The following is a 24,329-nucleotide window of genomic DNA, read 5'->3' on the forward strand; positions in this document are numbered from 1 at the left end:
CTTATACCCTTCTTACTTGACGCCGCAGTGGTGTTAGCAGGGTAAATATCGGTAATTTTAATATTTACCCTGTACATCATTAAATAGCGACTGGGAAAATAGAACCTAAAATCATGGCACCCAAAATCGCGCCACCGGTAATAGGTTTATTCCACAGATAAAATAGTAGTGCACCACCTAAAGAGCCAATTCCAATCGGAATAGATGCAGTAATAGCAGACAGGATTATCAATGGCCCTAAGAAACGGCCAGAGGAATTACCTGCCCCCATCATGACATCAGCACCGTAAGTTGAATTACTTTGGTTAATCGTAAATTTACGCGCCAAAATAATCAGATAACCTATAGCTAAACCAATAATCAGGCCGGTGACCAGTGATGCGGCAAAATTAGCAACCGGGAAGACAAACCCAGCCCCCAGTAATAATGCTGGCACACCCAGCCCCACACCGGTTTGAATCGCACCACCGATATCCAAAATACCAACTAGCGAACCCTCAATAATACGGGCAAATAAGAAACTGGCACCAAATGCGGCAACCGCACCATAAACACCGGTATCCATCCCAGCACGCAACATTGAAACAAATGCCACTTCGTTAAATGCACCGATACCATATAAATAATACATATGAGTACCAGCAAATACGCCGGAGGATAATAATCCTACAAAGATTGGGAATGACCAGTCGGCATACCAAAAATCATTCTTGGTTTTTTCATCCATCATCAAGCTCCTATTGCTGTGTTATTTTCCGCTCAATGCGTTATGAATGGTATCGAGCCAGACGGGCACACCCAGACTGAATGACTCCAGGAATTTCATGTCAAATCCGCGGAAGAAACCACTGAGAACAAATAACAGCACAATGACTGTCATCATGATCTTGGTGACTTTATTCCAACCGCTTTCCTCAACACCTTTACCAATTAAAATGCCCAGAACCAGACCTGGAACGGCGTTACCCATAATTAACTGTGCTAAACCGCCGAAAATAGTGGCCCAGAACCCGGAGCGACGCCCGGCGTCAATTGCGGCTAACCAGAAAATAACCGGCATCACCGTATTAACCAGAATATTTGCCGCAGGTACTAACACTTTAATTGCCGTTACCTGCAATGCTGCTGGCACCGCAGAAGCAGTGGTATTCAAGAAACTGACAACAATAACCCCAATAATCCCACAGGCGATGGCCATCTTTTTCGGGTTATGCATAGTTTCCGCTACATTGCGATTTTTGATCATCAATGCTGCGGCACCCCAGTTAGGAATAATGCGATGGTCAACGTCCTGAGTAAATGCACCTGCCGCGACCGAAGAGGCCCAGGCGTTGAAGAAGAATCCTAAACCAAAGGAGAAGTGCGATGCTGGATCCCCCTCACACGAGTTTAACTCGCCCAAGGTACGAAACGCGCCCATTCCCTGTATTGTCGGTGCATGGAACATACGGGCGGCCCCAACACCGACCCCCACACCAACCAGTCCGCCGATAATAATCGACTTAAAAAGAATGATTAAAAACATCAGTATATCCTTTTCATCTATAAGCTATACCCAAAGCAATTGGAGTTGCAGCTAACCCCCTGCGGCTTCAAGTACGAAGGGGATATCCTTTTTATTTAGAAACGAAAACGACCTTATCTGTATTAATGATTGTCACGTTCACGGTAATATCTAACTCAACGCTGTATGTCTTTCTTTCCCGAGGCAGAAAAAAATATAAAAATTTTTCATTTTTAACGGATAGTTCTGCACTTAATACTTTTACGTCTTGTGGCTCAATCCTTAGTAGAATATTTTGTGTCGATTTCAACACCGTATTCTGGACATTACCCAGTGCGTTTGCGAAAGCTTTACCTTTAGTATCGCCTTTGCCTTTTACCTTAACCTGTGTGGTATATTGCTCTTTCATTACGGTTGGCCGTATTTCTTAATATAGGCTTCAACTAATTTCTGCCCTAACTCTTCTTTATCCATAAATCCAAAACCCAATACTTTGTAGCCTTCATTTATTGCCGTTACGCCTTCTTCAACTGAACGCATACCGTATTTTGCTTTATAGCCATATTTGTTTTGTGCTGTAATGGCACCGGCACCACCACTACCACAGAATGAAATACCGAAATCCGCTTTTTCGCTATTCATCATATCACCCAGTTTCATGTCTGCGGCAACGCCAGGAATAACGACAACACGGCCACCCGCTAATTCAACACCTTGGCCTACTTTCTGGCCTTTTCCTAAACGGTCGCCAATCACAACGGTAATTTGACTCATAGTTTCTTCTCCAGATCAGTATTTATGGGTTATTATCTTTCGCTACTTCAAAATGGACAGACAACAGGTAAGCTTCTTCAATCGGCAAACTAACAAACTTATCGACGACTTGCTGTGCCATTTGCATCGAATGTGCTGAAATCTCATCAAATAATGACTTATCCACTTCAGGTAACGGCTCACCAGTAATTGAGCGTAATACCATTGCCCGAATATGTGATGTCAACATTTGCTGCTGAACGTCATTAGTAAAAATATTTTCAGCATTTAACATCGCGGTAATTTCAGCTAATACCCGCTCGGTGATGATATTTGCTTCCTCCATTCCTGGGACCTCGGCTGCATTCACTGCGGCTATATCATTCACGCTGGCAATCCTCTATTCCTTGCTATAACAAATTTATGACTGCAAAGATAAGTTCAGTGATTTATCTACCCTCCCTTGCCTTTGCGCTATGACATCACCCTACCTGCTCGCGGAATGGGTGTGTAGCGGCTTTTTTTCCAGTTCAAAGTGGAAAAGTAATGTACCGGAGGGATCACATTCGCAAAAATGCACAATGACATCGCTAACTTAATCATTAACAACAAAATAACTTCGCTATAAATACGTAGAGTTCATTTGTAGCGAAAAAAAGTTCGTGATCCGGATCTCTTTCTTTTCTAGCCGGAAGCGCCTAATATCAGAGTAATAATAGATTATTTTCTAACACCCCCTCTCCTATGGCGCGGGGGTGTTGTTTTTATGTTTTGCTGAAATTGAATTGGAGAGTGGTATGACCAAGCCAACCATCACGATTAACGAGCTGGATGCTGAACGTTTGGATGCATTACTGGCACAACCGGCCTTTGCCGGTACGGTGGTCGCACAAGCGCTCAACGAAGAACTGGATCGTGCAGAAATTCTGCCACCTAACGCCATTCCTGCCGATGTGGTGACGATGAACAGTCGCGTGCGTTTTCGTGATTTGAACAGTCAGGAAGAGCATATCCGCACATTGGTTTACCCGGCATCGCTAAAAGACAGCAACGAGCAACTTTCAGTGATGGCACCGCTGGGTGCGGCATTACTAGGAATGCACGTCAATGACGAAATCAGTTGGCAACTGCCAGGTGGCGATGAGACGCGTATAACCGTACTGGAATTGCTTTACCAGCCGGAAGCCGCCGGTGAATATCACCGCTAAACACCAGACCTAAAGCGATTGACGTTACAGCCAGCTAGCGAAGCGCGCTGTAACGTCAAGGACAGGGGATACTATTAACGGTACTTTTTATGGTAGGTATCACGGGTAAGTTTGAAGTCTTGCGCGGCTTTTTTAGCCTCATCGGTCTTGCCTTGATTCGCTAAAGCCAACGCGCCATCAATCTGCCCGATGAGTAAGTCGAGGCCGTGGCGAAAATCCTTCACCTCAGCGCTACCCTCGCCTTTACTCTTCAGCTTGGTAGGGATGCCCTTCTGCGCATCCTGCGCCGCCGCACGCATCGCTTCTAAGCCTTGTTTAACCACATCTGTTGACGCAGACTTCAGCACCTTGCCATAATTCTCAGCAATCGTCTCCATGTTGTCTGCCACACTCGCCGCCATCGCTACAGTGCTGGCACTGAGTAATACTGCCGCCATTAACGCCATCATTTTCTTACCCATGCTCACATTCCTTCTATCCCCCTCAAATTCGGCGTTGCCACGTTTTGCAGCAATACCCAGTTTGGGCGGATTATTGTTATTGAAATAGTGTGTATTAGTACATTGCTCCTATTTAACATAGGCAATGGGAGCAAAAACTGACAATGATTTTGTGTAATCGGTTGAGAAATGAGGTGCGGTTAGATTGAGGCCAAAAAAAAGCTGGCAACAGATGCCAGCCTTAGATTCACAGCAACAATTTATTATTCTCCCGCAATCTTCATCGCAGGTAATAAGATTGAGCCACACTGAATATTACTGCGGGTTTCGATATCGCTGCCTACACTGACAATATTGCGCAGCATATCTTTCAAGTTTCCGGCAATGGTTATCTCGCTAACCGGATACTGAATTTCACCGTTTTCAACCCAGAAGCCTGCCGCGCCACGGGAATAATCACCAGTCACGGTGCTAACCCCCTGGCCCATCAACTCAGTTACCACCAAGCCTTTATCCAGTTGCTTTAGCATTCCGGCAAAATCCTGCCCTTGACCGGCAATGCGCCAGTTGTGGATACCACCCGCGTGGCCGGTGCTTTGTAGCCCCAATTTACGGGCAGAATAGCTGGTCAACAGGTAGGTTTGCAGCACTCCATCTTTAACGATTTCACGTTGTACCGTGCGCACACCTTCACTGTCGAATGGCGTTGACGCCAGGCCACGCAATAAGTGCGGGTACTCCTCAATGGTCAGCCATTCAGGTAAAATCTGTTTTCCCAGATGATCGAGCAGGAAGGTGGATTTGCGGTAAATATTGCCGCCACTGATAGCCGAAACCAAGTGACCAAACAGGCCGGTCGCAACTTCAGCGGCAAACAACACCGGCGATTGCATCGTAGGCAGTTTACGTGGCGAGAGGCGCGACAACGTGCGCCGAGCACACTCTGCACCGACCCATTCCGGGCTGGCTAAGTCCTCCATGCGCCGACCAATGGTATAGGCGTAATCCCGTTCCATGTCGCCATTGTGCTCAGCAATAACGCTGCTGGAAAGCGAATGACGGCTGGAGCAATAGCTTTGCAACATACCGTGGCTGTTGCCAAAGACTTTAATACCATAATGGCTGTTGAAACTGCCGCCTTCGGTATTGGTAATCCGCTTGTCTGCCTGCAATGCCGCCTGTTCCGCGCGAGCGGCCAACACGATACCTTGCTCAGCATCTAAATCGCTCGGATGGAACAAGTCCAGATCCGGTGCTTCAAATGCCAGCAGCGATTTTTCAGCCGGCCCTGCAAAAGGGTCCGGTGAGGTATAACGGGCGATATCCAGCGCCGCCTGAACGGTGCGGGCAACCGCATCTGGGTTTAAATCGGTAGTAGACGCACTGCCTTTGCGCTGCTGGTGATAAACGGTAATTCCCAGCGCACCATCGCTGTTGAACTCCACGTTTTCCACTTCACCAAAGCGTGTGCTGACGCTAATTCCGGTGGTTTTGCTGACGGCAACTTCGGCCGCATCAGAGCCAGCACGAGCCAATTCTAACGCCTGTGCAACCGCTTGTTCCAGCGTTTTACGCTGTTCTGCAACTTGAGTGACTACTTTCATCAGTCTGCCATAATTAATGAGATAATCGTTCAGGAAAGTGTCGTAATACGACGGCTTTCACGGATAAAATAGAGAATGCCTTAGTTCTGAGTCTATCAGAGATCTTTGTACAATTTCGCAGAAAGCCAACAACCTGCTAGGATTAGCCTCTTTTTAAGGAATTTGACCATGAACAAACAGCCCGAAGACTGGCTAGATGCAGTCCCAGAAGATAAAAACGAAGATGATGATGAGATAATCTGGGTCAGTAAAAGTGAAATTAAACGTGATGCCGAAGCACTGAAAGACCTCGGTACCGAGCTGGTTGAGCTGGGTAAAAACGCACTGGAACGGATCCAATTGGATGAAGATCTGCTGGCCGCCGTTGAGCTGGCACAGAAGATCAAAAAAGAAGGCCGCCGCCGTCAGATCCAGTTGATCGGCAAGATGTTGCGCGCCCGCGATGTAGAACCGATTCAGACTGCGTTGGATAAACTGAAAAACCGCCATAACCAGCAAGTATCGCTGTTCCATAAACTGGAAATGCTGCGTGATCGTTTGGTTGAAGAAGGTGATGAGGCGATCCCAACGGTATTAGAATTGTACCCAGATGCTGATCGCCAGCAACTGCGTAGCTTGGTGCGTAACGCACAGAAAGAGAAAGCCACCAATAAACCACCAAAATCCTATCGCCAGATCTTTCAGTATCTGCGTGAATTGGCAGAGAAACAGCGTTAATCGGGCGGGGCCGGGTCTAACCCGGCTCCCGACTCACATGCACCGACTATCATGTGATATTGAAGCGTAAGCTACCCGCCAGCTCCTCTTCTGCTTCTTCAAATAGCAGCACTATTGCACCAAAACGGCGTTTGTGGCGGGGATTGAAGTGAATAAATTCAATCTCTACCGGTAATGCTATCTCTCCGGTAACAACATCCCACAATGCATCCAGATTGGCACCAAACTCTTCGCTCAGCGAAAACTTCTGGCGAAATGTGGCATAGAATGCGGGAAAGTCCGGTATATGGTCGAAATCGAATACCACTTTTACCATCTTCTCACTCCACCCGAATGAAATGCTTATAGTGATCCTGAGTTAGATAAATCAGGCCGTCACTCGAATACAACAAACGGTAACTACCACGGTGCCCGCAACGATAGTTCACATCAGCCTCATGCCAATTACGGCCTTTGGCTTCCGGTAACTGACGCTCACGGTTGGAAAATCGATCACCGCCAATCGCTTTACCTGGCAATATGTTACACAAATTGCCTATCTTTGGTTCCCAGCCCTGTGCACGGGCTTGCTGCTTAGTGATGTAAAAATCCGGCAAGCGATGATGCGCTTGCAAGTATTTTACTACCGGCTTGAGCTGGGTTAATTGCTCAATGGAAGCAGAGCCAGTGATGGTTTGAGCTGTTATCGGGGAGCGCTCCAAGTCCGGCGATTGACCGATATCTCGTGCAGTGACGCCGCCAACCCCCAGCAGTGCCGCTAGCGCCAGTAACAATACCCCGCTCAGAATGGCCATAAGCTTTTTATTCATGGTTTTCCTTAACCCTAAAACTTCCAATAACGGTTTTATTCATCATCACGATAACCCACGCTCACTGTTGGCTCATCAATCTAATTTATAAATTACCCAAATGAAGAGTTTTGACTTCCATAAACTCATCCAGCCCTAATACCGAACCTTCACGGCCAAGACCGGATTCTTTCACGCCGCCGAAGGGAGCCAGTTCGGTAGACACCGAACTTTCATTGACACCAATCATACCGCTTTCCAACGCATCAGAAACCCGGAATACGCGTTGCAGATTCTGTGTATAAAAATAAGCCGCCAACCCAAACGGGGTGCTGTTTGCCCGTTGAATCACTTCTTCTTCAGTTTTGAAACGGAAACAGGCTGCCAGTGGGCCAAACGTCTCTTCCGATGCCACTTTCATCTGTTCATTTGCATCGGCAATCACGGTGGGTTGGTAGAAATTCCCGCCCAGCGCATGACGATGCCCCCCGACTAGCAGACGCCCTCCCTTCTCAAGCGCATCTTTGACGTGATCTTCTACTTTTTCCACTCCGGCAATATTAATTAACGGCCCCATATGTACGTCTTTATCCATGCCGTTGCCGACCTTCAGTTTTTTAACCTCAGCAGCCAGACGGGTGACAAACTCGTCATACACGCCATCCTGAATATAGAAGCGATTGACGCACACACACACCTGGCCGGCGTTACGGAATTTACATGCCATAGCACCGGCAACCGCTGCATCCAAATTAGCATCATCAAACACAATATAAGGCGCGTTGCCACCCAGTTCCATCGAGATTTTCTTCATGGTGGCGGCCGCATTACGCATCAATGTTTTGCCGACCTCGGTCGAACCGGTAAAGGAAATTTTACGTACTTTAGAGCTGGCCATAATGGCATCACTGATAGCCTGTGTATCACCGGCAACCCCGTTGAGCACCCCCGCAGGCACACCCGCTTGTTGAGCCAGCGCCAGCAAGGCAAAAGCCGATAAGGGAGTGTTATTAGCCGGCTTAATCAACCCAGTACAACCGGCGGCCAGTGCTGGCCCAAGTTTGCGGGTTAGCATCGCCAGCGGGAAATTCCACGGCGTAATGGCCGCTACCACGCCGATCGGCTCGCGAGTTGCCAAAATGCGCGCACCTTCTTTGGCTGGCGGAATGATTTCACCGTTGGCCCGTTTGGCCTGCTCACTAAACCATTGAATAAAGCTGGCGGCATAAACAACTTCGCCCAGCGCTTCTTTCAATGGTTTACCTTGCTCAGAAACCATTATTTCAGCCAATGATTGCTGGTTTTCCATTATCAGCAAATACCACCGTTGCAAAATCTCAGCGCGCTGTTTAGCGGGCATCCTGCGCCAGGCGGGAAAAGCCTCACTGGCTGCGTTGATAGCCGCTTCAGTCTCTTTTTTACCGGATTTCGCCACTTTTGCCACCAGCTCGCCGGTCGCAGGGTTATGCACCTCGAATGTCTCTTCGCCCTGATGCCAACATCCTGCGACAAAATAGCCGATATGGTATACACCGTCGTGGTGTCGTTGGGATTGTAATGGGTCGTGTAATCGATGGTGTGATGGGCTTTGTGCAAACATCTTGTCAACCTCCTGAGGGGAATGGTGCCCTCTGTTGGTAGAGGGCGAGGAAGGACGGCTCCAGACTCAGTATAACCCCGGATAAGGTTATGGGAACAGTTTAGCCCTATTAAGACGCTCACTAAATAAGCGCACGCTGGTACTTGTGTAGTATGTTAGCCAACAGTCTAACCGGGTGAGTCAATGTGTCAGGCGATTGATAATCTGCCAGTTTTTGTTGATATTGATCCATTTCCTGTAGCAAGCAGGCGAAGTAATTGCGCCGTTTCTGATCGTTTTTTGCATTAATAACCCGTTCGGCGGTATAGCGGATCTGTTTGTGGAAAGCGCTCAATTCGGGGTTCGCCGGGATTTCAGTATTATTGAGCCGCTGATGCACAATGATCAGCGTCAAGGCCAAACGATACTTATCAATATCACCGGGAAACATCATCATGAGCTGATTCAGTTGCTGGTATAACACCGGTAAATTATTCTCGCTGCGGCGGGCTTTATTGGTGGTCAACGACGATACTGCACTATAAACAAAGCGGTTCAGTAAGGTTCTGCCCGTTCTGTCTTTGGCGTTATCACGGATCAACAACAGTACAATCAACGACACGAAACAGCCGACAATCTGGCCCAGAGCGCTGTCGAGAAACATGCTGACATTAAATTCCATTGGGTTACTCAGCACTATAATGTTGATAGTACTGGCCAGTGTCCCAAGTGATCCTAGCCGCCGCTTTTGCACCTCGATACCGATAATAAAAGCCAATAGCCCGAGGCTGATACACAGCAGCAACATGCTTTGTTGAGTCGATGGAATGATAAACATAAAGTAGAGCGCGCCAATGGGCAGCGCCATGATGCCCCCCATCAGGAAGTCCATCGCGACCATGCGTGGGTTAGGCGTGCGCATTGCCAGTGAGGTCACCACTGCAATCATCACCATGCAGCCAGCACCGGATGTCCAACCGGTCCACAACCAGAACAGCCCACCAATCGCCGTGGCAATACCGGTCCTAAGGCCATTGATCATCGCATGATGGCCTTCGGCTGAAACGTATTTGACCGGGACATCCGAGGCCAGAATTTCTTCTTCCACTCGGCTGATACTGCTGTTGGTATGAATCCCTTTTGACAGCAATAAATAGCGTGTCGCCGCCCCGACCCAACGGCTAATCGTTGGGGGGATAGCCTTGCTGTGACTGGCACCGATATAGCCACGCAATATTTTCATCCGCTGATGAATTTCAGCCGGAGTTTTGGCCGGTTCGCTTAATATTGCTTTCAGCTCAGCGCTCAGCATGTCAGGGTGATTAAGCCCTACCAGATAGCTTTCACATGCCTGGGTGATAAGCGCCAGTGACTCGGTATGCAATACCCGCAAACGGCTGTTACAACGCTGCCAACGGGAAGACTCCATCATCAGATAGCTGCGCATCCCATTGAGTGCAGAAGTATTTTTGACTAGATCATTCCAGGCACGATCGATATCATTTTTTTCTGCCGGACGGATACATAACTGCAATAACGTATATTGATCGACCAGCACTTTATCGACCAACCGATCAATATCCTGTTTGATCGATCGCGGAGAAAACAGCAGATCCGCCATCACCGCACAGACAATCCCCAGCACAATCTCGCTACAGCGCTCAACCGCAAACTGCGGTGTTAAAAGCGGTGTTCCGCTGGTGGTCACAATGATAATCAGCGCGGTGTAACCCGCCAGACCGAATGCGTAAGAGTTCTCAACCCGTACCAGTGAAGAGATCCAGGTACAAACCCCGGCCCACAGGCAGCAAAGCATCAGGGTTAATACCGGCGCTCTGATAGTCAGAACTATAATAACCAAGCCACCGATGCAGCCAATGAATGTCCCGATAATACGTAACCAACCACGGTGACGAATAGCACCGGAGAATGGCTCACCACCGGCGACAAAAGCAGGGCCTGCGGCGACAATCGCCGCGGTCAGCACCGACCAACGTGGCGTTTCCAATTGCAGGTGAAAACCCAGAAACAGTGCGGCCACAATGGCAAAACTGAGTTTGAACGCAAAGCGCAGGCGGATAAAGGTCGGGCTGGTCATCTTAGCCAAACTCGCGTAGACGATGCATCAGTTTGACGATCGGCGAAATTTGGTTTGGAGTGCGGTCATTCGCTCTAGTGATAACGACTGTCGCAGTCGTGCCCGCCGGATACGAATGCTGCTGATCTCCACTATCGAGGTGGATCTTCACCGGCACGCGTTGCGCCAAGCGAACCCATTCCAGATTGTTATCAATCGTCGCCAATCCTTTGGTATCAATACTGCTGCTACTGTTGGTGATCCCCGCCGAGATGCTGTCGACAGTACCGTGCAAGATACGGTTGCTGCCCAATGGGGTGATTTCCGCCCGATATCCCGGTTTAACTCCTTCTAATTTAGTCTCTTCCAAATAAGCTAAAATATAAAAAGTATCTTTTTTAACCAATGCAACGGCGGTGGCACCACGGTTAATAAACTCTCCGGCATGGACATTCAGGTTTGTAATCCAACCTTGCGCAGGTGCCCGCACGGTAGTTCGCTCTAAATCAAGTTTGGCCAAATCACGAACTGCGATGGCTTTAGCCAACTGATGTCTTACGGTTTGCAATACGTTGTTGGATTGATCAATCTCTTCTTGTGACATGGCCTGAATTCCCAGGCGCTGCCGTCTGCCGGACTCACGTTGTTTTTCCGCAGCCAGCGTCTGGTAGTAAGCCACATCCGCTTCAGATTCTGCCAATGCCTGCTGGTAACGGGGTTGGTCAATAACGAATAAGATCTGGCCTTTTTGCACCAGTTGGTTATCTTTTACTGGCACCTCGGTGATAAGCCCACTGACATCTGGCGCGATAGCGACCACATCGGCAGTAAATTTAGCATCACGAGTCCACGGTGATTCGGTATAAAAAGCCCAGACTTTGAAAATAGCGATAACCGCCAGTAAAACCACCAATAAGGTGATGCCGATACGGATTATTTTTAATGAAAAAGTACTCACGGCGACCTCAGGAAAAAAAACAGGATATTAAGTAGAAAAGGCAACAAAACAGCGCGGAATTAAAGAGAGCTGGATGCCAAACAAATTCATAAATGCCAGTGGGTTGCAGCACACGGTGCAAAACAAAGAACAGCGCCAGCGAAAGGAGCAGCTCAAAAAATATTGGCGGAAACGAGAGACCAAATATCACCATCACCGGAAGCAACGTCATTCTGTAGATCCTTTCTATATATAAGTGCCAGTGAACCAGCTTGAATAAATAATAAAACGCACGAGTGAACTCATCCAATCACCAGAAACCACTACCAAAGCATCAGCCAAATGGCTGACTTATAGGTTAAACTTGATTGATCAGTGCGACTGCAACGTGAACCCGGTGAGATAACACTTCGACTGCGCGGTTTTCAAACCTAAAACGATTCTCCCGACCGCTGTATATTAGCCTGCTTATTATAAACTTATCTACAATGCGTGATCTAAATCACTTTTAAGCCAGAGTTAACAATCAATCACACGTTAACAATTGATACAGAGCAAAAAATCAACTCAAGGTGAATAATGGAAAGATTAAAACGGATGTCAGTATTCGCCAAAGTGGTTGAGTGTGGGTCTTTTACTGCCACAGCCCGGCAGTTGGAGATGAGTGTGTCGTCCATCAGCCAAACAGTATCAAAGCTGGAAACGGAGCTGAATGTTAAGCTGCTTAACCGCAGTACTCGCCGTATTGGTTTAACGGAAGCAGGCCGGATTTATTATCAGGGTTGTCGGCGGATGTTGCAGGAAGTGCAGGAAGTTCATGAGCAGTTATATGCTTTTAACAATACGCCAACCGGCACCTTACGCATCGGATGTTCCTCAACGATGGCGCAAAATGTGCTGGCCACCATGACCGTAGAGATGCTCAAAGAGTATCCCGGTCTGTCGGTTAATTTAGTCACCGGCATTCCCGCGCCCGATTTAATTGCTAATGGTTTAGATGTGGTGATCCGCGTTGGCGCGTTGCAGGATTCAGGGTTATTTTCGCGCCGTCTCGGCTCTATGCCGATGGTGGTCTGCGCCGCTAAAAGTTATTTAGCGCAACATGGCACGCCAGAAAAACCCAGCGATATGACCAATTTCTCCTGGCTGGAATACAGCGTGCGGCCTGACAGTAACTTTGAATTGATCGCGCCGGAAGGCATTACCACGCAAATATCCCCCCAAGGTCGCTTTGTCACGAACGACTCACAAACCATGATCCGTTGGCTCAACGCTGGTACGGGCATTGCTTATGCGCCATTGATGTGGGTAATAGAAGAAATCAAGCGGGGCGAGGTGGAGATACTGTTCAAAAAATACCATTCCGATCCCCGCCCGGTATATGCGCTATATACCGAGAAAGATAAAATGCCGCTCAAGGTTCAGGTCTGTATCGATTATTTGATCGAGTATTTTAAACGGGTTGCAGAGGTATATCAGGGCTATCGCTGAATACATCATAGTTATTCGGTGCTTAATTTAATTCTAAACTAAGCACCCAGCTAACCACTTTTACGCTGTACCGCCTACTGTCAGATTATCCAGCTTCAGGGTTGGTTGACCAACACCCACCGGCAGGCTTTGCCCCTCTTTTCCGCAAACGCCGACACCTTTATCCAGCGCCAGATCGTTACCGACCATCGAAATCTGCTGCATGGCTTCAATACCGGAGCCAATCAAAGTGGCCCCTTTTACCGCGCGGGTGATTTTGCCTTTTTCGATTAAATACGCTTCAGAGGTTGAAAACACAAACTTACCGGAAGTGATATCCACCTGACCACCACCAAAATTAGGTGCATACAGGCCATACTCCACACTGGCGATAATCTCTTCCGGTGTCGATTTACCGGCCAACATATAAGTGTTAGTCATCCGAGGCATGGGTAAGTGTGCATAGGATTCACGGCGGCCGTTACCGGTCGGTGCAACCCCCATCAGGCGCGCATTCAGTTTATCCTGCATATAGCCTTTCAGAATACCGTTCTCAATCAATACGTTGTATTGGCCCGGTACACCTTCATCGTCGATCGCCAGCGATCCGCGACGGCCTTGCATGGTGCCATCATCCACCACAGTACAGAGTTCTGAAGCGACCAATTGACCCATTTGCCCACTAAATACCGAGCTGCCACGGCGATTGAAGTCACCTTCCAAACCATGACCGACCGCTTCATGCAGCAACACGCCCGGCCAGCCTGCGCCCAATACAACTGGCATTGCACCGGCAGGTGCTGCGACAGCAGATAGATTCACCAGCGCCATACGAACCGCTTCATTGGCAAAGTTATCGGCACGCACTTCACCGTCGACAGTTTCCAGGAAGTAATCATAGCCGAAACGGCCACCGCCACCACTGGCACCGCGTTCGCGTTTACCATTGTCTTCCACCAATACGCTAACCGATAACCGCACCAGTGGGCGCACATCTGCCGCCAGTGTGCCATCCGTTGCGGCGACCAGGATTTGCTCATAGACACCGGTCAAACTGGCGCTGACTTCCTGTACGCGCTTATCAGCAGCGCGCGCGACTTTATCCACGCGATGCAGTAAAGCGATTTTGTCTTCGCGCGACAAACTTTGTAGCGGGTCGAGCAGCGGATAGAGTGCCTGATAGCCAATCTCACCCAAGGTACGCACTTGACCGTTACCGGTGTCACGTACAATGCTGCGCGCGGCATGGGCACTTTGCTGCAAAGCATTCAGAGTGATTTGATCCGCGTAAGCAAAACCGGTCTTTTCACCGCTGACCGCACGCACGCCCACGCCCTGATCAATATTGTAAGAGCCATCTTTAATGATGCTGTCTTCCAACACCCATGCCTCATGGAAGCTGGACTGGAAATACAGGTCAGCATAATCGAGGCGGCGTTCAGCCAACTGCCCCAACACTGAGAACAAGTCCTGATGGTTCAGCTTGTTAGCAGCGAGTAACTGCTCACTGACAAACGAGAGGCTCATAATTTTCACTCTTAATTAGATGGTTTATTCAACGACGGCACCAGCGGCGGCAGGAAGCGATTATGCTGCAACACCGGCATCTGGTTACGAATATTTTTCAAACCTGTGGTTTCAATTTTGACTTTTAAAGCAGCAACCGCATCTGGATTCTGCCCAATGATTTTACCCCAGGCATCAACCGCCATGGAGTGGCCCCAAGTGCGGCGAGTGGCACCATGCCGCCCGACCTGTGCTGCGGCCAGTATCACACACTGGTTTTCAATCGCCCGTGCGCGCAATAATATTTCCCAGTGCGCTTCACCGGTCATTTTGGTAAAGGCTGCTGGAACAGAGATAATCTCAGCACCTTGCGCCCGCAAAGCCTGGAACAAACCAGGGAAACGCAAATCATAGCAAACGGTCATGCCAAGGCGACCTACCGGCGTGTCCACCACGGTCAGTTGCTGGCCCGGTTGATAGGTATCAGACTCACGGTAGTGGCCATGTGTATCGTTAATGTCCACATCAAACATATGTATTTTGTCATAGCGGGCTTTCAACTCACCTTGATCATCAAACAACAAGCTGCTGCTGGTGATCAAATCAGGTGACTCGCGGCTTTCCATCGGCATGGAGCCAACCTGTATCCAGACACCATACTTACGCGCCATTTCACGCACTTCCTGTTGCAATGGCCCATCATTATGTGGCTCGGCATTCTTTCGATAAGACGCTGCATTGGCGAATAGCAATGCGTTTTCAGGCGTCATAACCAGTTTAATACCTGAGCTTAACTGTTTGATCTGTTGCTCAATTTGAGCCAGATTGTCACGGATATTTTCACCGCTGCATAACTGCAATAATGCAACATTGGCATTTTTCATGGCGCCTTACTCTCCTTTAGCTGGCGTAATACTTCATGGATATTCGGTTGATCGATGTTGCCGGTAATCTGGTAACGAATCAGCGAAACCTTACTCCATAACGGCCCTAAAATCTTAGATGCCGCAAAGACGGCTGCGCCAACCACTGGATTAATTGCAAAGGCGGTCGCGACACCGACGGTAGCTGAAATATCGGGGGTGATAACCGCTTCCATATCTATCTGCCGCTTAACCAAATCGACATTGCCGTTCATAGCAATATCGGCCGCCAGGCCATCCACCACTAAGTCATTGGTATGCATCACGCCATTTTTAATGTCGGCAGTACCGCGAATTGAGTCAAATGCGAAGTCACGACTAAACGTATCACTAAAATCGAGCTGGAGCTTACGTAATAGTGCGTCAAAACTCACCAGACGCAGTAACTGCCCCGCGCGTCCACCACCGAGATCACTCAGTTGGCCTCTGCCCAATTTAGTTATTAATGTCCCATTCAGGGTATTTATCTGTGGCTGCCAGGGAACACCGTGCCAGCTTACATCGGCGTTGATATCAAAAGATGCGCCCTTGATCGGGGTTGATAACCCAAAGAACGAGATAGTTTCATCAATTTTTGGCCCATTCAGCGTAATGTTAAACGCCGTTTTATCACCATTACCATCTTGCTGCCATTGACCGGAAACTTTAGCTCCTCCATTACCCGCTTCAATCAATCCGTTAGTCAGCGCCAGTACCGAGCCTTTCGGTGTTAAATCTGCATTAACCCGCCCAATATTCTGGCCCAAAATCCAGCACTCTTTGCAACGCAATTGCAGTGCTGGCCAATCATGGAACGAGATTGTGTTGGCACTTTTTGGCGTCTGCAAGGCCGCTTGTTTGAGCGGATTTTTCGCCTCACTGCCGCCCCATTGCGGGTTGTAATAGAGGTAACTGATATCGCCATGCCACGGGGCATGGGCCGCCATTAGCAAGCTACCATCAACCTCTTGCCCTTTGGCTGTCAGTTTCGTGCCACTTAGCAGCGGCTCGATCAATAAGGTCAATTGGTGCCATGCCTGCCCACCCACGAATAGCTGTGGTGTCTGCAAGGTCAGGCGTTTCGGCAAAATGACATTGGTGCTGCTGCCTTTGATTTTCGCTTGATCCGCTGAAGCGAAAGGGGCGGCTATCACCGCAAATTGCGGAGCCAACAATGCCAGCCAGCGTTCCCCATCAAGGGCGGGTAATTTGAGCACCAGACCGTTGCTTTCAGGGAGCTGCGGTATTTTTTTGCTGTCGGTTTGCCAAATGGCTCGCGCCAACTCTACGTTCTCTTTTTGCAGTAACCACTGGCTGTTGAAAGCGCTATTGTTACCCGCCGTCCCTGAGAGGGTGAAATCGCCCAGTCCCCCTACCGCCTGAACATGTAACGGTAACACCTGACCCGTTGTTTTATCCAGCGGTGGTGGTAAGTGACTGCTCACTTTTTTCAAGTCGGCGTTGACATCAATTTTGTAATTTGGCTTACCATTCTTAGGCAATTGTACCGCGACCTTACCTTGCCAGTTGGCACTGCCATTAAGTAATTTCGCCACTTCATCCGGTACGCCGGGTAACTTCGCGGGTAACCAGTCGCCGCGCAGCCCTACATTGACCAGAAAGTTCTTCGGCTGCTCTTGTGTAGTGAAATCAACCACCAGCGGCTGCCCGAACCAGTTGGCGGATAAGGTATCGCTATCGAGATTGCCATCATTAAAACGGAATTTACCGCTGATATTCTCTAACTGACTCTGTAACGGCTTAACCAGCAGGCTGTTGTTATGCAGCGTCACTTCACCACTGGCATGAGTGATGCGATTCTCTTCCAACGGAATATCTAGATGTAAGCGCCCACTAACTTCACCACCCACCTGCAACTCTTCCAGTGCTGCCGCGACCGAATCATTAAGTGGCGTCTCGGTAAAGTAGTCATGGACATCGCTCCCCTCACCGACAACCTCAGCATCGACATATAACTTTTCTTTCAGATAATCCGGAATAATCGCCGTGATATTGCGGCCCGTGACATTCCCCAGCATGGCGTGGGGGGCGTCCATCCACAGCCCTTCATTGAGGAAATCGAGGTCGATAGCCAGATTTTCAAGCGCGGGCCAATCCGGTTGGAACTGGAAGGTGGCGTTACGCAGCGGCACATAAACCTGAAACTGCCCCTCTTTCTTTTTGTAAGGGAAATCATGAGGATTGCCGTTATAGATAAGCGTGGCGTTGTCTACCTGCCCACCCTGTAACGCCTCGGTCAGATAGTCTGCCAGCTTCTTACCCATCAGCGGCTCAGGGAAATAGCGCCAGGCATCGGTCGCATCATACAGGCGGATACCGGCCAGAATTTTCAGCCAAGGCTGCCCTGTATCCGGTTGCTGATAGCGGAAACTGCCGGTACTCCACAAAGACTTAGCCCGCACATCCAGTTGGTCGCTCCACAGCTCCCAGCCTTTATTATCCACCTGCCAGTTCAGTGATCCACTGGCCTGACTCACTTCCAGCGGCGCGCGGAACATATCACCATAGGGCAATGTGCTGTCTTTGAGGTTGATATCCAATCGCCCATTTTCAGCCGACCCCCTCAGCGCACCGGCAAAATGATTCACCCCTGGCAGCAGATTCCAGTGTTGCCAACTGACATCGTGCCATTTAGCTTGAAAACGGGTTTTTTCCGGCTGGCTAATGGGAATGTCCAATGCCAGTGCATCCACGCGGCCTTGTGGTTGTAAGTCAGCCCAGCTATCGAGTAGTTCCGGTGTGAAAAGTGACAGGGTGGGTAACAATGGTCCCACCCGCTCCAACTGAATATTGGTAGCACGAATACGTAACTCTTGAGGTTGATCCGGGCCGATGAATTGGGTATTTTCAGGTAGCCACAGTGCGGACAAATACCCTTTAGGCCATGTCTGACCATCGGTTTTCAGATTCAGTTCCGGCGCATCAATTTGCCAACCATTGCCCTGTCGGCGGCCTTCCAGCACAAAATTATCCACCGCTAGCTGATGTGCTTTACCCGCCACAGTCCAGTTAGCCTGCCCCTCGCTGAGCAGCACATTGCCGTGGTAGATTTCGCCACTTTTAATCGTTAACCACGCCGCCAGGCTGAATTCTGCGCTATTCAACCCGGTATTAGCCCGTAGCCAGCGACTGATCCACGGTTTCAGGTCGATATTGTCGGCCTGCATATAAACTGTGCCGTTATTAAGAATGCCCTGATTGTCGTGCAAATCCATCCGCACCTGCACTACACCATGCTGGCCATTAATGGTGGACAGACTGATTTCGCCTTCAGCACGATGCCGGTTATGGGAGTTAAGCCAGGTCAGTTGTGGTATATCTAATTTGGCACGCGGGCCAGAGGGAGTGAGAAACGAAATACGGCTGTCACGCAGGTCAAAATGGTCTAACCGACGCAAGAAGATATCGGCCAGATTACCCGCTTCAAGATTGCGGCTGTTATTTTGCTGCATATCCAGTGTGGTGTTGAGGTTCAACTGCAACTGATAGAAGGTCATATCGCGCAATTGCCAGCGCCAGTGCAGCAGCGATTGCCATACATCCAGTGCCAGCGTTACCCGTTGTACCTGCCAATCGGCGTGCGGCAATTTCACCTGGATATCGCGTAATTCTAACGTCGGGCCAAAAGATTCCCACGCCCCTTGCATGAACCCTATTTCCAGAGGGATACCGCTGACGGACTGGATCTTAGCCACTATTTGCGGGCGATAATCGTTGATGAGCGGCAACATCATGCGTAGCCCACTGACCAACAGCGCCACCACAACAACTATTGTGACGCCTGTTGCGAACATTATCTTGGGCAGTCGCCTCACACTTCTCTCCTTGGCATCCGCTACAAATGTGGCAGCGGGTATTGATAGACCCCATGCCCAATAGATTTCGAAATGCAGGAAGGCGGCAAGCGAATGAATCCCGAATCACTTACATCAGTTAAGTGATTCGGGTGATTGAACGCAGCCAACACACCTGCAGTTTGAAAGATGACGGGTATATCCCTGTAAGGCCAGGGAGTGCTTACATCATCACCACATCAAACTGTTCTTGGTTATACAGTGGCTCAATCTGAACTTTCACCTGCTTACCGACGAAGATTTCCACTTCTGCCAGCGCATGAGATTCTTCGCCTTTCAGCGCTTCCCCTACCGCTGGTGACGCATAAACCAAAAAGCGATCAGAATCATAAGCATGGTGTACACGGACAATTTCACGCAAAATTTCGTAGCACACCGTTTCAACCGATTTCACCGTGCCACGGCCACGACACGTCGGGCATTCATTGCACAACACATGTTCGATGCTCTCCCGCGTGCGTTTGCGGGTCATTTCAACTAAGCCTAGCTGAGAGAAACCGTTAATACTGGTTTTTACCCGATCTTTACTGAGAGCCTGTTCCAGTGAATGCAATACACGCCGGCGATGTTCTTCATTACTCATATCAATGAAATCAATAATGATAATTCCACCGAGATTACGCATCCGCAACTGGCGGGCGATGGCTTGCGTGGCTTCAATATTGGTATTGAAAATAGTTTCGTCCAGATTGCGATGGCCGACAAAAGCACCGGTATTAATATCCACCGTCGTCATGGCTTCTGTCTGATCGATAATCAGGTAACCGCCTGATTTTAGCTCAACTTTCCGTTCTAACGAGCGCTGAATTTCGTTTTCGACATCAAAGAGATCAAAAATCGGCTGCTTGCCGGTATATAACTCCAGCTTCGCGGTCATTTCCGGAATATATTCGCTGGTAAATTCTACCAGCAAATCGTAAGTCAACTTGGAGTCAACGCGGATTTTATCCAGCGCAGCCCCGGCAAAGTCACGTAACACACGTTGCGCCAGCGCCATCTCGCCATACAGCTTATATTTGGTGATATTGCGCTTCTTACGTTCCTGAACTTTAGTCCACAAACGTTTAAGGAAGGCAGCATCGGCAGATAATTCCTCTTCACCAATACCTTCCGCAGCGGTGCGAATAATAAATCCACCCTGCTCATCACAATACGCGGCCACGGTCTTTTTCAGCCGTTCGCGTTCAGCTTCACTCTCTATACGCTGAGAAACGCCCACATGTGCCGCTCCGGGCATTAGCACCAGATAACGGGAAGGCAGGGTGATATCGGTCGTCAAACGTGCGCCTTTGGTGCCAAGTGGATCTTTCACCACCTGTACCATTAAATCCTGCCCCTGACGGACCAGTTCGGCGATATCGCGCACATTGAAATTTTTCTGTTCATCCCCAGCCACGCATTCGGTGTGGGGCATGATATCGGAGGCATGAAGGAAGGCTGCCTTATCCAGACCTATATCGACAAAAGCCGCCTGCATCCCCGGCAACACCCGGCTGACACGGCCTTTGTAGATATTGCCGACGATCCCTCTTTTGGCTTCACGCTCAATGTGTATTTCTTGCAGGATGCCACCATCAATATAGGCAACCCGCGTTTCAGACGGTGTGATATTGATCAGTAATTCAGCTGTCATGTATTCCTCTCACATTACGTAGCGCAATGAAATTACTTAGTAATTCATGGGTTTCAACTAACGGCAACCCCACCACGGCATGATAACTGCCAGCAATGGATCTGACGAAGCAACCACCTTTCCCCTGAATACCGTAAGCGCCCGCTTTGTCCGTGGGTTCACCGGTAGCAATATAATTACTGATTTCTAATTGGGATAACACACGAAATGTCACATCTGTCACCACCATGACAGATAATACGTCTTGCCGGTCAGCGAGCGACACCGCAGTGATGACCTGATGCGATTTGCCGGATAATGCACTCAACATTTGCTGTGCATGTGTTTTATCTCGTGGTTTTTCCAGCACTTGCCCATTTAACACCACGATGGTATCTGCCCCTAATACCGGCAAATCCTGTGGTGCAACCATCACACCTGCTCGTGCTTTGTCCTGCGCCAGGCGTTGTACATATTCTGACGGGCTTTCCTCAGGGCGACGTTGTTCTTCAACATCGGTTTGTAACACCTCAAAGGACACATCAAGCAGAGTCAGTAATTCGCGGCGACGCGGGGAACCGGAGGCAAGATACAGGGCGGTCATGGGTCTTCAGTCCTTATTGCACCGAAAATTTACGGCGAATTTTACGCATTAATAAGAATAGCCAAGGCCATAGAATACCGTTTACTACACTGCTCCAGAAAACTTCTGGGCGGAATGAGACATTAATCACTAAAAACTCAGACCAGAACACCACGACATCCATTGTCAGCGAAAGGAGCATGACGATGAGCGCCTGCTGCCACAGTGCCATGTTGCGGAAAAGCTGAAACTTAAACGCCACCAGATAGGCCACGATACTCAGTGCCAGCGCACGCACCCCAAGGGTTGATCCTAAAATGAGATCCATAATCAGCCCAAGAATAAATCCGGTACCTACATTCACCCGGTGCGGTAACGCCATCACCCAATAAATTAATATCAATGCCAACCAAGAGGGGCGGAACATATAAATCTGTTCCGGCCACGGCATAATTTGCAGCACCATAGCAATCAGGAATGATAACCAGATAACCCAACGTCCATTACTGCTGTAACGGTTCATGGCGAGACTCCCGGCGTAGTGACTGTGGCGGGAGCCACCATCGCAGGCGGAGCCGGTGGCCCCATCGCGTCAGCAGCAGGTAGCACCTGTGACATCATTGGTGCCAGACGTTCGTTCGCCACGCGACGCACTTCATCCGCGGGTAACGGAACATCGCCATTACGATCAGCGCCCCACAATAACAACAGGTAACGTAAGCGTTGTAAATCAGCGGTTGGGCGTGCCTGAATCACGGTGTAAGCACGCTGGTTATCCACTTTGACAGAAGACACTACGGCCACCGGATACCCTTCGGGGAAGCGACCACCCAAGCCAGACGTGACCAATACATCACCAACACGAATATCGGTATTGCTAGGCAAATGCTCCAGTAATAGGTCATCAGTACAACCACTGCCGGCAGCAATCACCCGAATATCATTGCGCAGTACCTGAATAGGTAGCGCATGGGAAGCATCGCAAATCAATAATACGCGGCTGGTTAACTTACTCACCGCGACAACCTGGCCTACGACACCACGGTCACTAATAACCGGCTGGCCTTCGTACACGCCATTGTTAGAACCTTTATCGATAACAACCTGATCACTATAGGGATCTGTCCCACTGGACATCACCTGAGTCACCATTTTTTGCTCATCTTGACGCAACGGAGAACCAAGCAATTCACGTAAGCGGTTATTTTCCTGCTTAAATTGCCCAAGTAACTGTAAATCAGTATTTTTCAGTAACAACTCTTGGCGCAATGCACGGTTTTCCAGCTCCAACTGCCCACGGGTAGCCAGAGTTTCGGAAACATTGTCGAGAACTTTTCGTGGCCCGTTGGCCAGAAAATAGAAAGGACTGACGGCGGTGTCCATGTAGGTCCGTATTTTAACAAACGTACCCAACCGGCTATCGGCGATAACCAACGCAATGGCTGCAAGAACGGCAAAAAAAAGTCGCAGTTGCAGGGATGGACCCCGGCTAAAAATCGGCTTCATAAGTTATGCGTATTCCTCGACGACAAAAGGAGGTGCCAAACAATCTGATCTGGCCCTCCTCTTTTTTGGCTGACTATTATTCTTCGCTGAACAAATCGCCGCCATGCATGTCGATCATTTCCAACGCTTTACCACCGCCGCGTGCTACGCAGGTCAATGGATCTTCTGCTACCACCACCGGAATACCGGTCTCTTCCATCAGCAGGCGATCCAGGTTGCGCAACAATGCGCCACCACCGGTCAATACCATACCGCGTTCAGAGATATCGGAAGCCAATTCTGGCGGGCACTGCTCCAGCGCAACCATAACCGCGCTAACAATACCGGTCAGTGGCTCTTGCAGCGCTTCGAGAATCTCATTGGAGTTCAGAGTAAAGCCACGAGGTACACCTTCAGCCAGGTTACGGCCACGGACTTCGATTTCCAGAACTTCATCACCCGGATAAGCAGAACCAATGCTGTGCTTGATACGCTCAGCCGTGGCTTCACCAATCAATGAACCGTAGTTACGACGCACATAATTAATGATAGCTTCATCGAAACGGTCACCACCGATACGAACAGAAGAAGAGTAAACCACGCCATTTAGAGAGATAACGGCCACTTCTGTGGTACCGCCACCAATATCCACAACCATTGAACCGGTTGCTTCAGAAACAGGCAGGCCAGCACCAATCGCTGCGGCCATTGGTTCTTCAATCAGAAACACTTCACGCGCACCTGCGCCCTGAGCAGATTCACGGATCGCACGGCGCTCAACCTGAGTTGCCCCGACCGGTACGCACACCAAGACACGCGGACTTGGGCGCATAAAGCTGTTGCTGTGAACTTGCTTGATAAAGTGTTGCAGCATTTTCTCAGTGACAAAGAAATCGGCAATAACGCCGTCTTTCATCGGGCGAATAGCTGCGATATTGCCAGGGGTACGCCCTAGCATCTGCTTGGCATCATGGCCCACAGCCGCAACGCTCTTCGGTGAACCGGCACGATCCTGGCGAATAGCAACCACTGAAGGTTCATTCAGTACAATGCCTTGTCCTTTAACATAAATAAGGGTATTGGCGGTACCCAAGTCGATGGACAAGTCGTTGGAAAACATGCCACGAAATTTCTTAAACATAACGAAAGGATAATCCTGCAAGCTGGGGGCGGAAAATAAAATCCGCCTACTTTACCAACCACACGAAGCAGCGACAAGGCGCAAAAACGTCCTGATTCGGTGAAAAAGTAGCTGCGTTATTCACATCTCGTTGCAATCAAAGCCCATC

At 49.3% G+C, this 24,329-nt stretch carries 24 protein-coding genes; 3 read left to right on the top strand and 21 right to left on the bottom strand.

Going from position 1 to position 24,329, the window contains the following annotated elements; all coding sequences use genetic code 11:
• Nucleotides 1-79 precede the first annotated feature (79 nt).
• The 5 genes from AT01_RS10140 to AT01_RS10160 all read right to left on the bottom strand — a co-directional run bounded on the left by AT01_RS10140 (nt 80) and on the right by AT01_RS10160 (nt 2,645).
• Entirely contained in the window at nt 80-730 is a 651-nt protein-coding gene (locus tag AT01_RS10140; RefSeq protein WP_004701417.1) for a DUF4310 family protein, read from the bottom strand.
• An 18-nt stretch (nt 731-748) separates the two neighbouring features.
• Entirely contained in the window at nt 749-1,525 is a 777-nt protein-coding gene (locus AT01_RS10145; protein ID WP_004701420.1) for a DUF4311 domain-containing protein, read from the bottom strand.
• A 91-nt stretch (nt 1,526-1,616) separates the two neighbouring features.
• Complete coding sequence (locus AT01_RS10150; RefSeq protein ID WP_042547069.1) at nt 1,617-1,913, bottom strand: DUF4312 family protein; 297 nt, start codon at nt 1,911-1,913, stop codon at nt 1,617-1,619.
• A complete protein-coding gene (locus AT01_RS10155) occupies nt 1,913-2,278 on the bottom strand; it encodes a glycine-rich SFCGS family protein (protein WP_004701422.1) in 366 nt (121 codons plus the stop codon). The genes AT01_RS10150 and AT01_RS10155 overlap by 1 nt, the downstream gene beginning before the upstream one ends.
• A gap of 22 nt (nt 2,279-2,300) precedes the next feature.
• Nucleotides 2,301-2,645, bottom strand: a complete 345-nt coding sequence (locus tag AT01_RS10160) for a PRD domain-containing protein (protein WP_042547070.1) — start codon at nt 2,643-2,645, stop codon at nt 2,301-2,303.
• Nucleotides 2,646-3,054: 409 nt separating this feature from the next.
• On the opposite strand from AT01_RS10160, the gene rnk reads away from it, so the two are divergent.
• A complete protein-coding gene (gene rnk / locus AT01_RS10165; RefSeq protein ID WP_042548587.1) occupies nt 3,055-3,465 on the top strand; it encodes a nucleoside diphosphate kinase regulator in 411 nt (136 codons plus the stop codon).
• 74 nt (nt 3,466-3,539) lie between these two features.
• Here the strand turns inward: rnk and cybC are convergent, their stop codons facing one another.
• Both cybC and pmbA read right to left on the bottom strand, forming a co-directional pair.
• Entirely contained in the window at nt 3,540-3,926 is a 387-nt protein-coding gene (gene cybC, locus AT01_RS10170) for a cytochrome b562 (RefSeq protein ID WP_004701428.1), read from the bottom strand.
• Nucleotides 3,927-4,168: 242 nt separating this feature from the next.
• Nucleotides 4,169-5,509, bottom strand: a complete 1,341-nt coding sequence (pmbA, locus tag AT01_RS10175) for a metalloprotease PmbA (protein ID WP_042547071.1) — start codon at nt 5,507-5,509, stop codon at nt 4,169-4,171.
• Between the two features lie 168 nt (nt 5,510-5,677).
• On the opposite strand from pmbA, the gene yjgA reads away from it, so the two are divergent.
• Nucleotides 5,678-6,226 carry a ribosome biogenesis factor YjgA gene (gene yjgA / locus AT01_RS10180; RefSeq protein ID WP_042547072.1) on the top strand — a complete coding sequence of 183 codons (549 nt, stop codon included), beginning with the start codon at nt 5,678-5,680 and terminating at the stop codon, nt 6,224-6,226.
• Nucleotides 6,227-6,275: 49 nt separating this feature from the next.
• Here the strand turns inward: yjgA and AT01_RS10185 are convergent, their stop codons facing one another.
• The 6 genes from AT01_RS10185 to aaeX all read right to left on the bottom strand — a co-directional run bounded on the left by AT01_RS10185 (nt 6,276) and on the right by aaeX (nt 11,839).
• A complete protein-coding gene (locus AT01_RS10185; protein WP_042547073.1) occupies nt 6,276-6,542 on the bottom strand; it encodes a barstar family protein in 267 nt (88 codons plus the stop codon).
• 4 nt (nt 6,543-6,546) lie between these two features.
• Complete coding sequence (locus AT01_RS10190) at nt 6,547-7,035, bottom strand: ribonuclease (RefSeq protein ID WP_042547074.1); 489 nt, start codon at nt 7,033-7,035, stop codon at nt 6,547-6,549.
• A gap of 85 nt (nt 7,036-7,120) precedes the next feature.
• Nucleotides 7,121-8,614, bottom strand: a complete 1,494-nt coding sequence (locus AT01_RS10195; RefSeq protein ID WP_042547075.1) for an NAD-dependent succinate-semialdehyde dehydrogenase — start codon at nt 8,612-8,614, stop codon at nt 7,121-7,123.
• Between the two features lie 121 nt (nt 8,615-8,735).
• A complete protein-coding gene (gene aaeB, locus AT01_RS10200; RefSeq protein ID WP_042547076.1) occupies nt 8,736-10,691 on the bottom strand; it encodes a p-hydroxybenzoic acid efflux pump subunit AaeB in 1,956 nt (651 codons plus the stop codon).
• A 1-nt stretch (nt 10,692) separates the two neighbouring features.
• Nucleotides 10,693-11,628 (bottom strand): p-hydroxybenzoic acid efflux pump subunit AaeA, encoded by a 936-nt coding sequence (gene aaeA, locus AT01_RS10205; protein ID WP_042547077.1) that lies wholly within the window; start codon nt 11,626-11,628, stop codon nt 10,693-10,695.
• A 7-nt stretch (nt 11,629-11,635) separates the two neighbouring features.
• Complete coding sequence (aaeX, locus tag AT01_RS10210; protein WP_042547078.1) at nt 11,636-11,839, bottom strand: p-hydroxybenzoic acid efflux pump operon protein AaeX; 204 nt, start codon at nt 11,837-11,839, stop codon at nt 11,636-11,638.
• A gap of 347 nt (nt 11,840-12,186) precedes the next feature.
• On the opposite strand from aaeX, the gene aaeR reads away from it, so the two are divergent.
• On the top strand, nt 12,187-13,098 hold the full coding sequence (aaeR, locus tag AT01_RS10215; RefSeq protein WP_042547079.1) for an HTH-type transcriptional activator AaeR: 912 nt from the start codon (nt 12,187-12,189) through the stop codon (nt 13,096-13,098).
• A gap of 60 nt (nt 13,099-13,158) precedes the next feature.
• Here aaeR and tldD read toward each other — a convergent pair whose 3' ends face one another.
• The 8 genes from tldD to mreB all read right to left on the bottom strand — a co-directional run bounded on the left by tldD (nt 13,159) and on the right by mreB (nt 24,181).
• Complete coding sequence (tldD, locus tag AT01_RS10220; RefSeq protein WP_042547080.1) at nt 13,159-14,604, bottom strand: metalloprotease TldD; 1,446 nt, start codon at nt 14,602-14,604, stop codon at nt 13,159-13,161.
• Nucleotides 14,605-14,615: 11 nt separating this feature from the next.
• Entirely contained in the window at nt 14,616-15,467 is an 852-nt protein-coding gene (gene nit1 / locus AT01_RS10225; RefSeq protein ID WP_042547081.1) for a deaminated glutathione amidase, read from the bottom strand.
• Nucleotides 15,464-19,321: an AsmA2 domain-containing protein YhdP gene (gene yhdP / locus AT01_RS10230; RefSeq protein WP_071841511.1), complete on the bottom strand. Its 3,858-nt coding sequence runs from the start codon at nt 19,319-19,321 to the stop codon at nt 15,464-15,466. Before yhdP ends, nit1 begins: the two co-directional genes overlap by 4 nt.
• 202 nt (nt 19,322-19,523) lie before the next feature.
• The gene (gene rng / locus AT01_RS10235) at nt 19,524-20,993 is read right to left on the bottom strand and encodes a ribonuclease G (RefSeq protein ID WP_042547083.1); all 1,470 of its coding nucleotides are present in this window, start codon (nt 20,991-20,993) and stop codon (nt 19,524-19,526) included.
• Nucleotides 20,983-21,576 (bottom strand): Maf family protein, encoded by a 594-nt coding sequence (locus tag AT01_RS10240; protein WP_004701458.1) that lies wholly within the window; start codon nt 21,574-21,576, stop codon nt 20,983-20,985. The genes rng and AT01_RS10240 overlap by 11 nt, the downstream gene beginning before the upstream one ends.
• A 13-nt stretch (nt 21,577-21,589) precedes the next feature.
• Nucleotides 21,590-22,078 (bottom strand): rod shape-determining protein MreD, encoded by a 489-nt coding sequence (mreD, locus tag AT01_RS10245; protein WP_042547084.1) that lies wholly within the window; start codon nt 22,076-22,078, stop codon nt 21,590-21,592.
• On the bottom strand, nt 22,075-23,061 hold the full coding sequence (gene mreC / locus AT01_RS10250) for a rod shape-determining protein MreC (protein WP_042547085.1): 987 nt from the start codon (nt 23,059-23,061) through the stop codon (nt 22,075-22,077). Before mreC ends, mreD begins: the two co-directional genes overlap by 4 nt.
• Nucleotides 23,062-23,137: 76 nt before the next feature.
• Complete coding sequence (mreB, locus tag AT01_RS10255; RefSeq protein WP_002228205.1) at nt 23,138-24,181, bottom strand: rod shape-determining protein MreB; 1,044 nt, start codon at nt 24,179-24,181, stop codon at nt 23,138-23,140.
• Between the last annotated feature and the right edge of the window lie 148 nt (nt 24,182-24,329).

The organism is Yersinia aldovae 670-83 (genome assembly GCF_000834395.1).
Taxonomy (GTDB): domain Bacteria; phylum Pseudomonadota; class Gammaproteobacteria; order Enterobacterales; family Enterobacteriaceae; genus Yersinia; species Yersinia aldovae.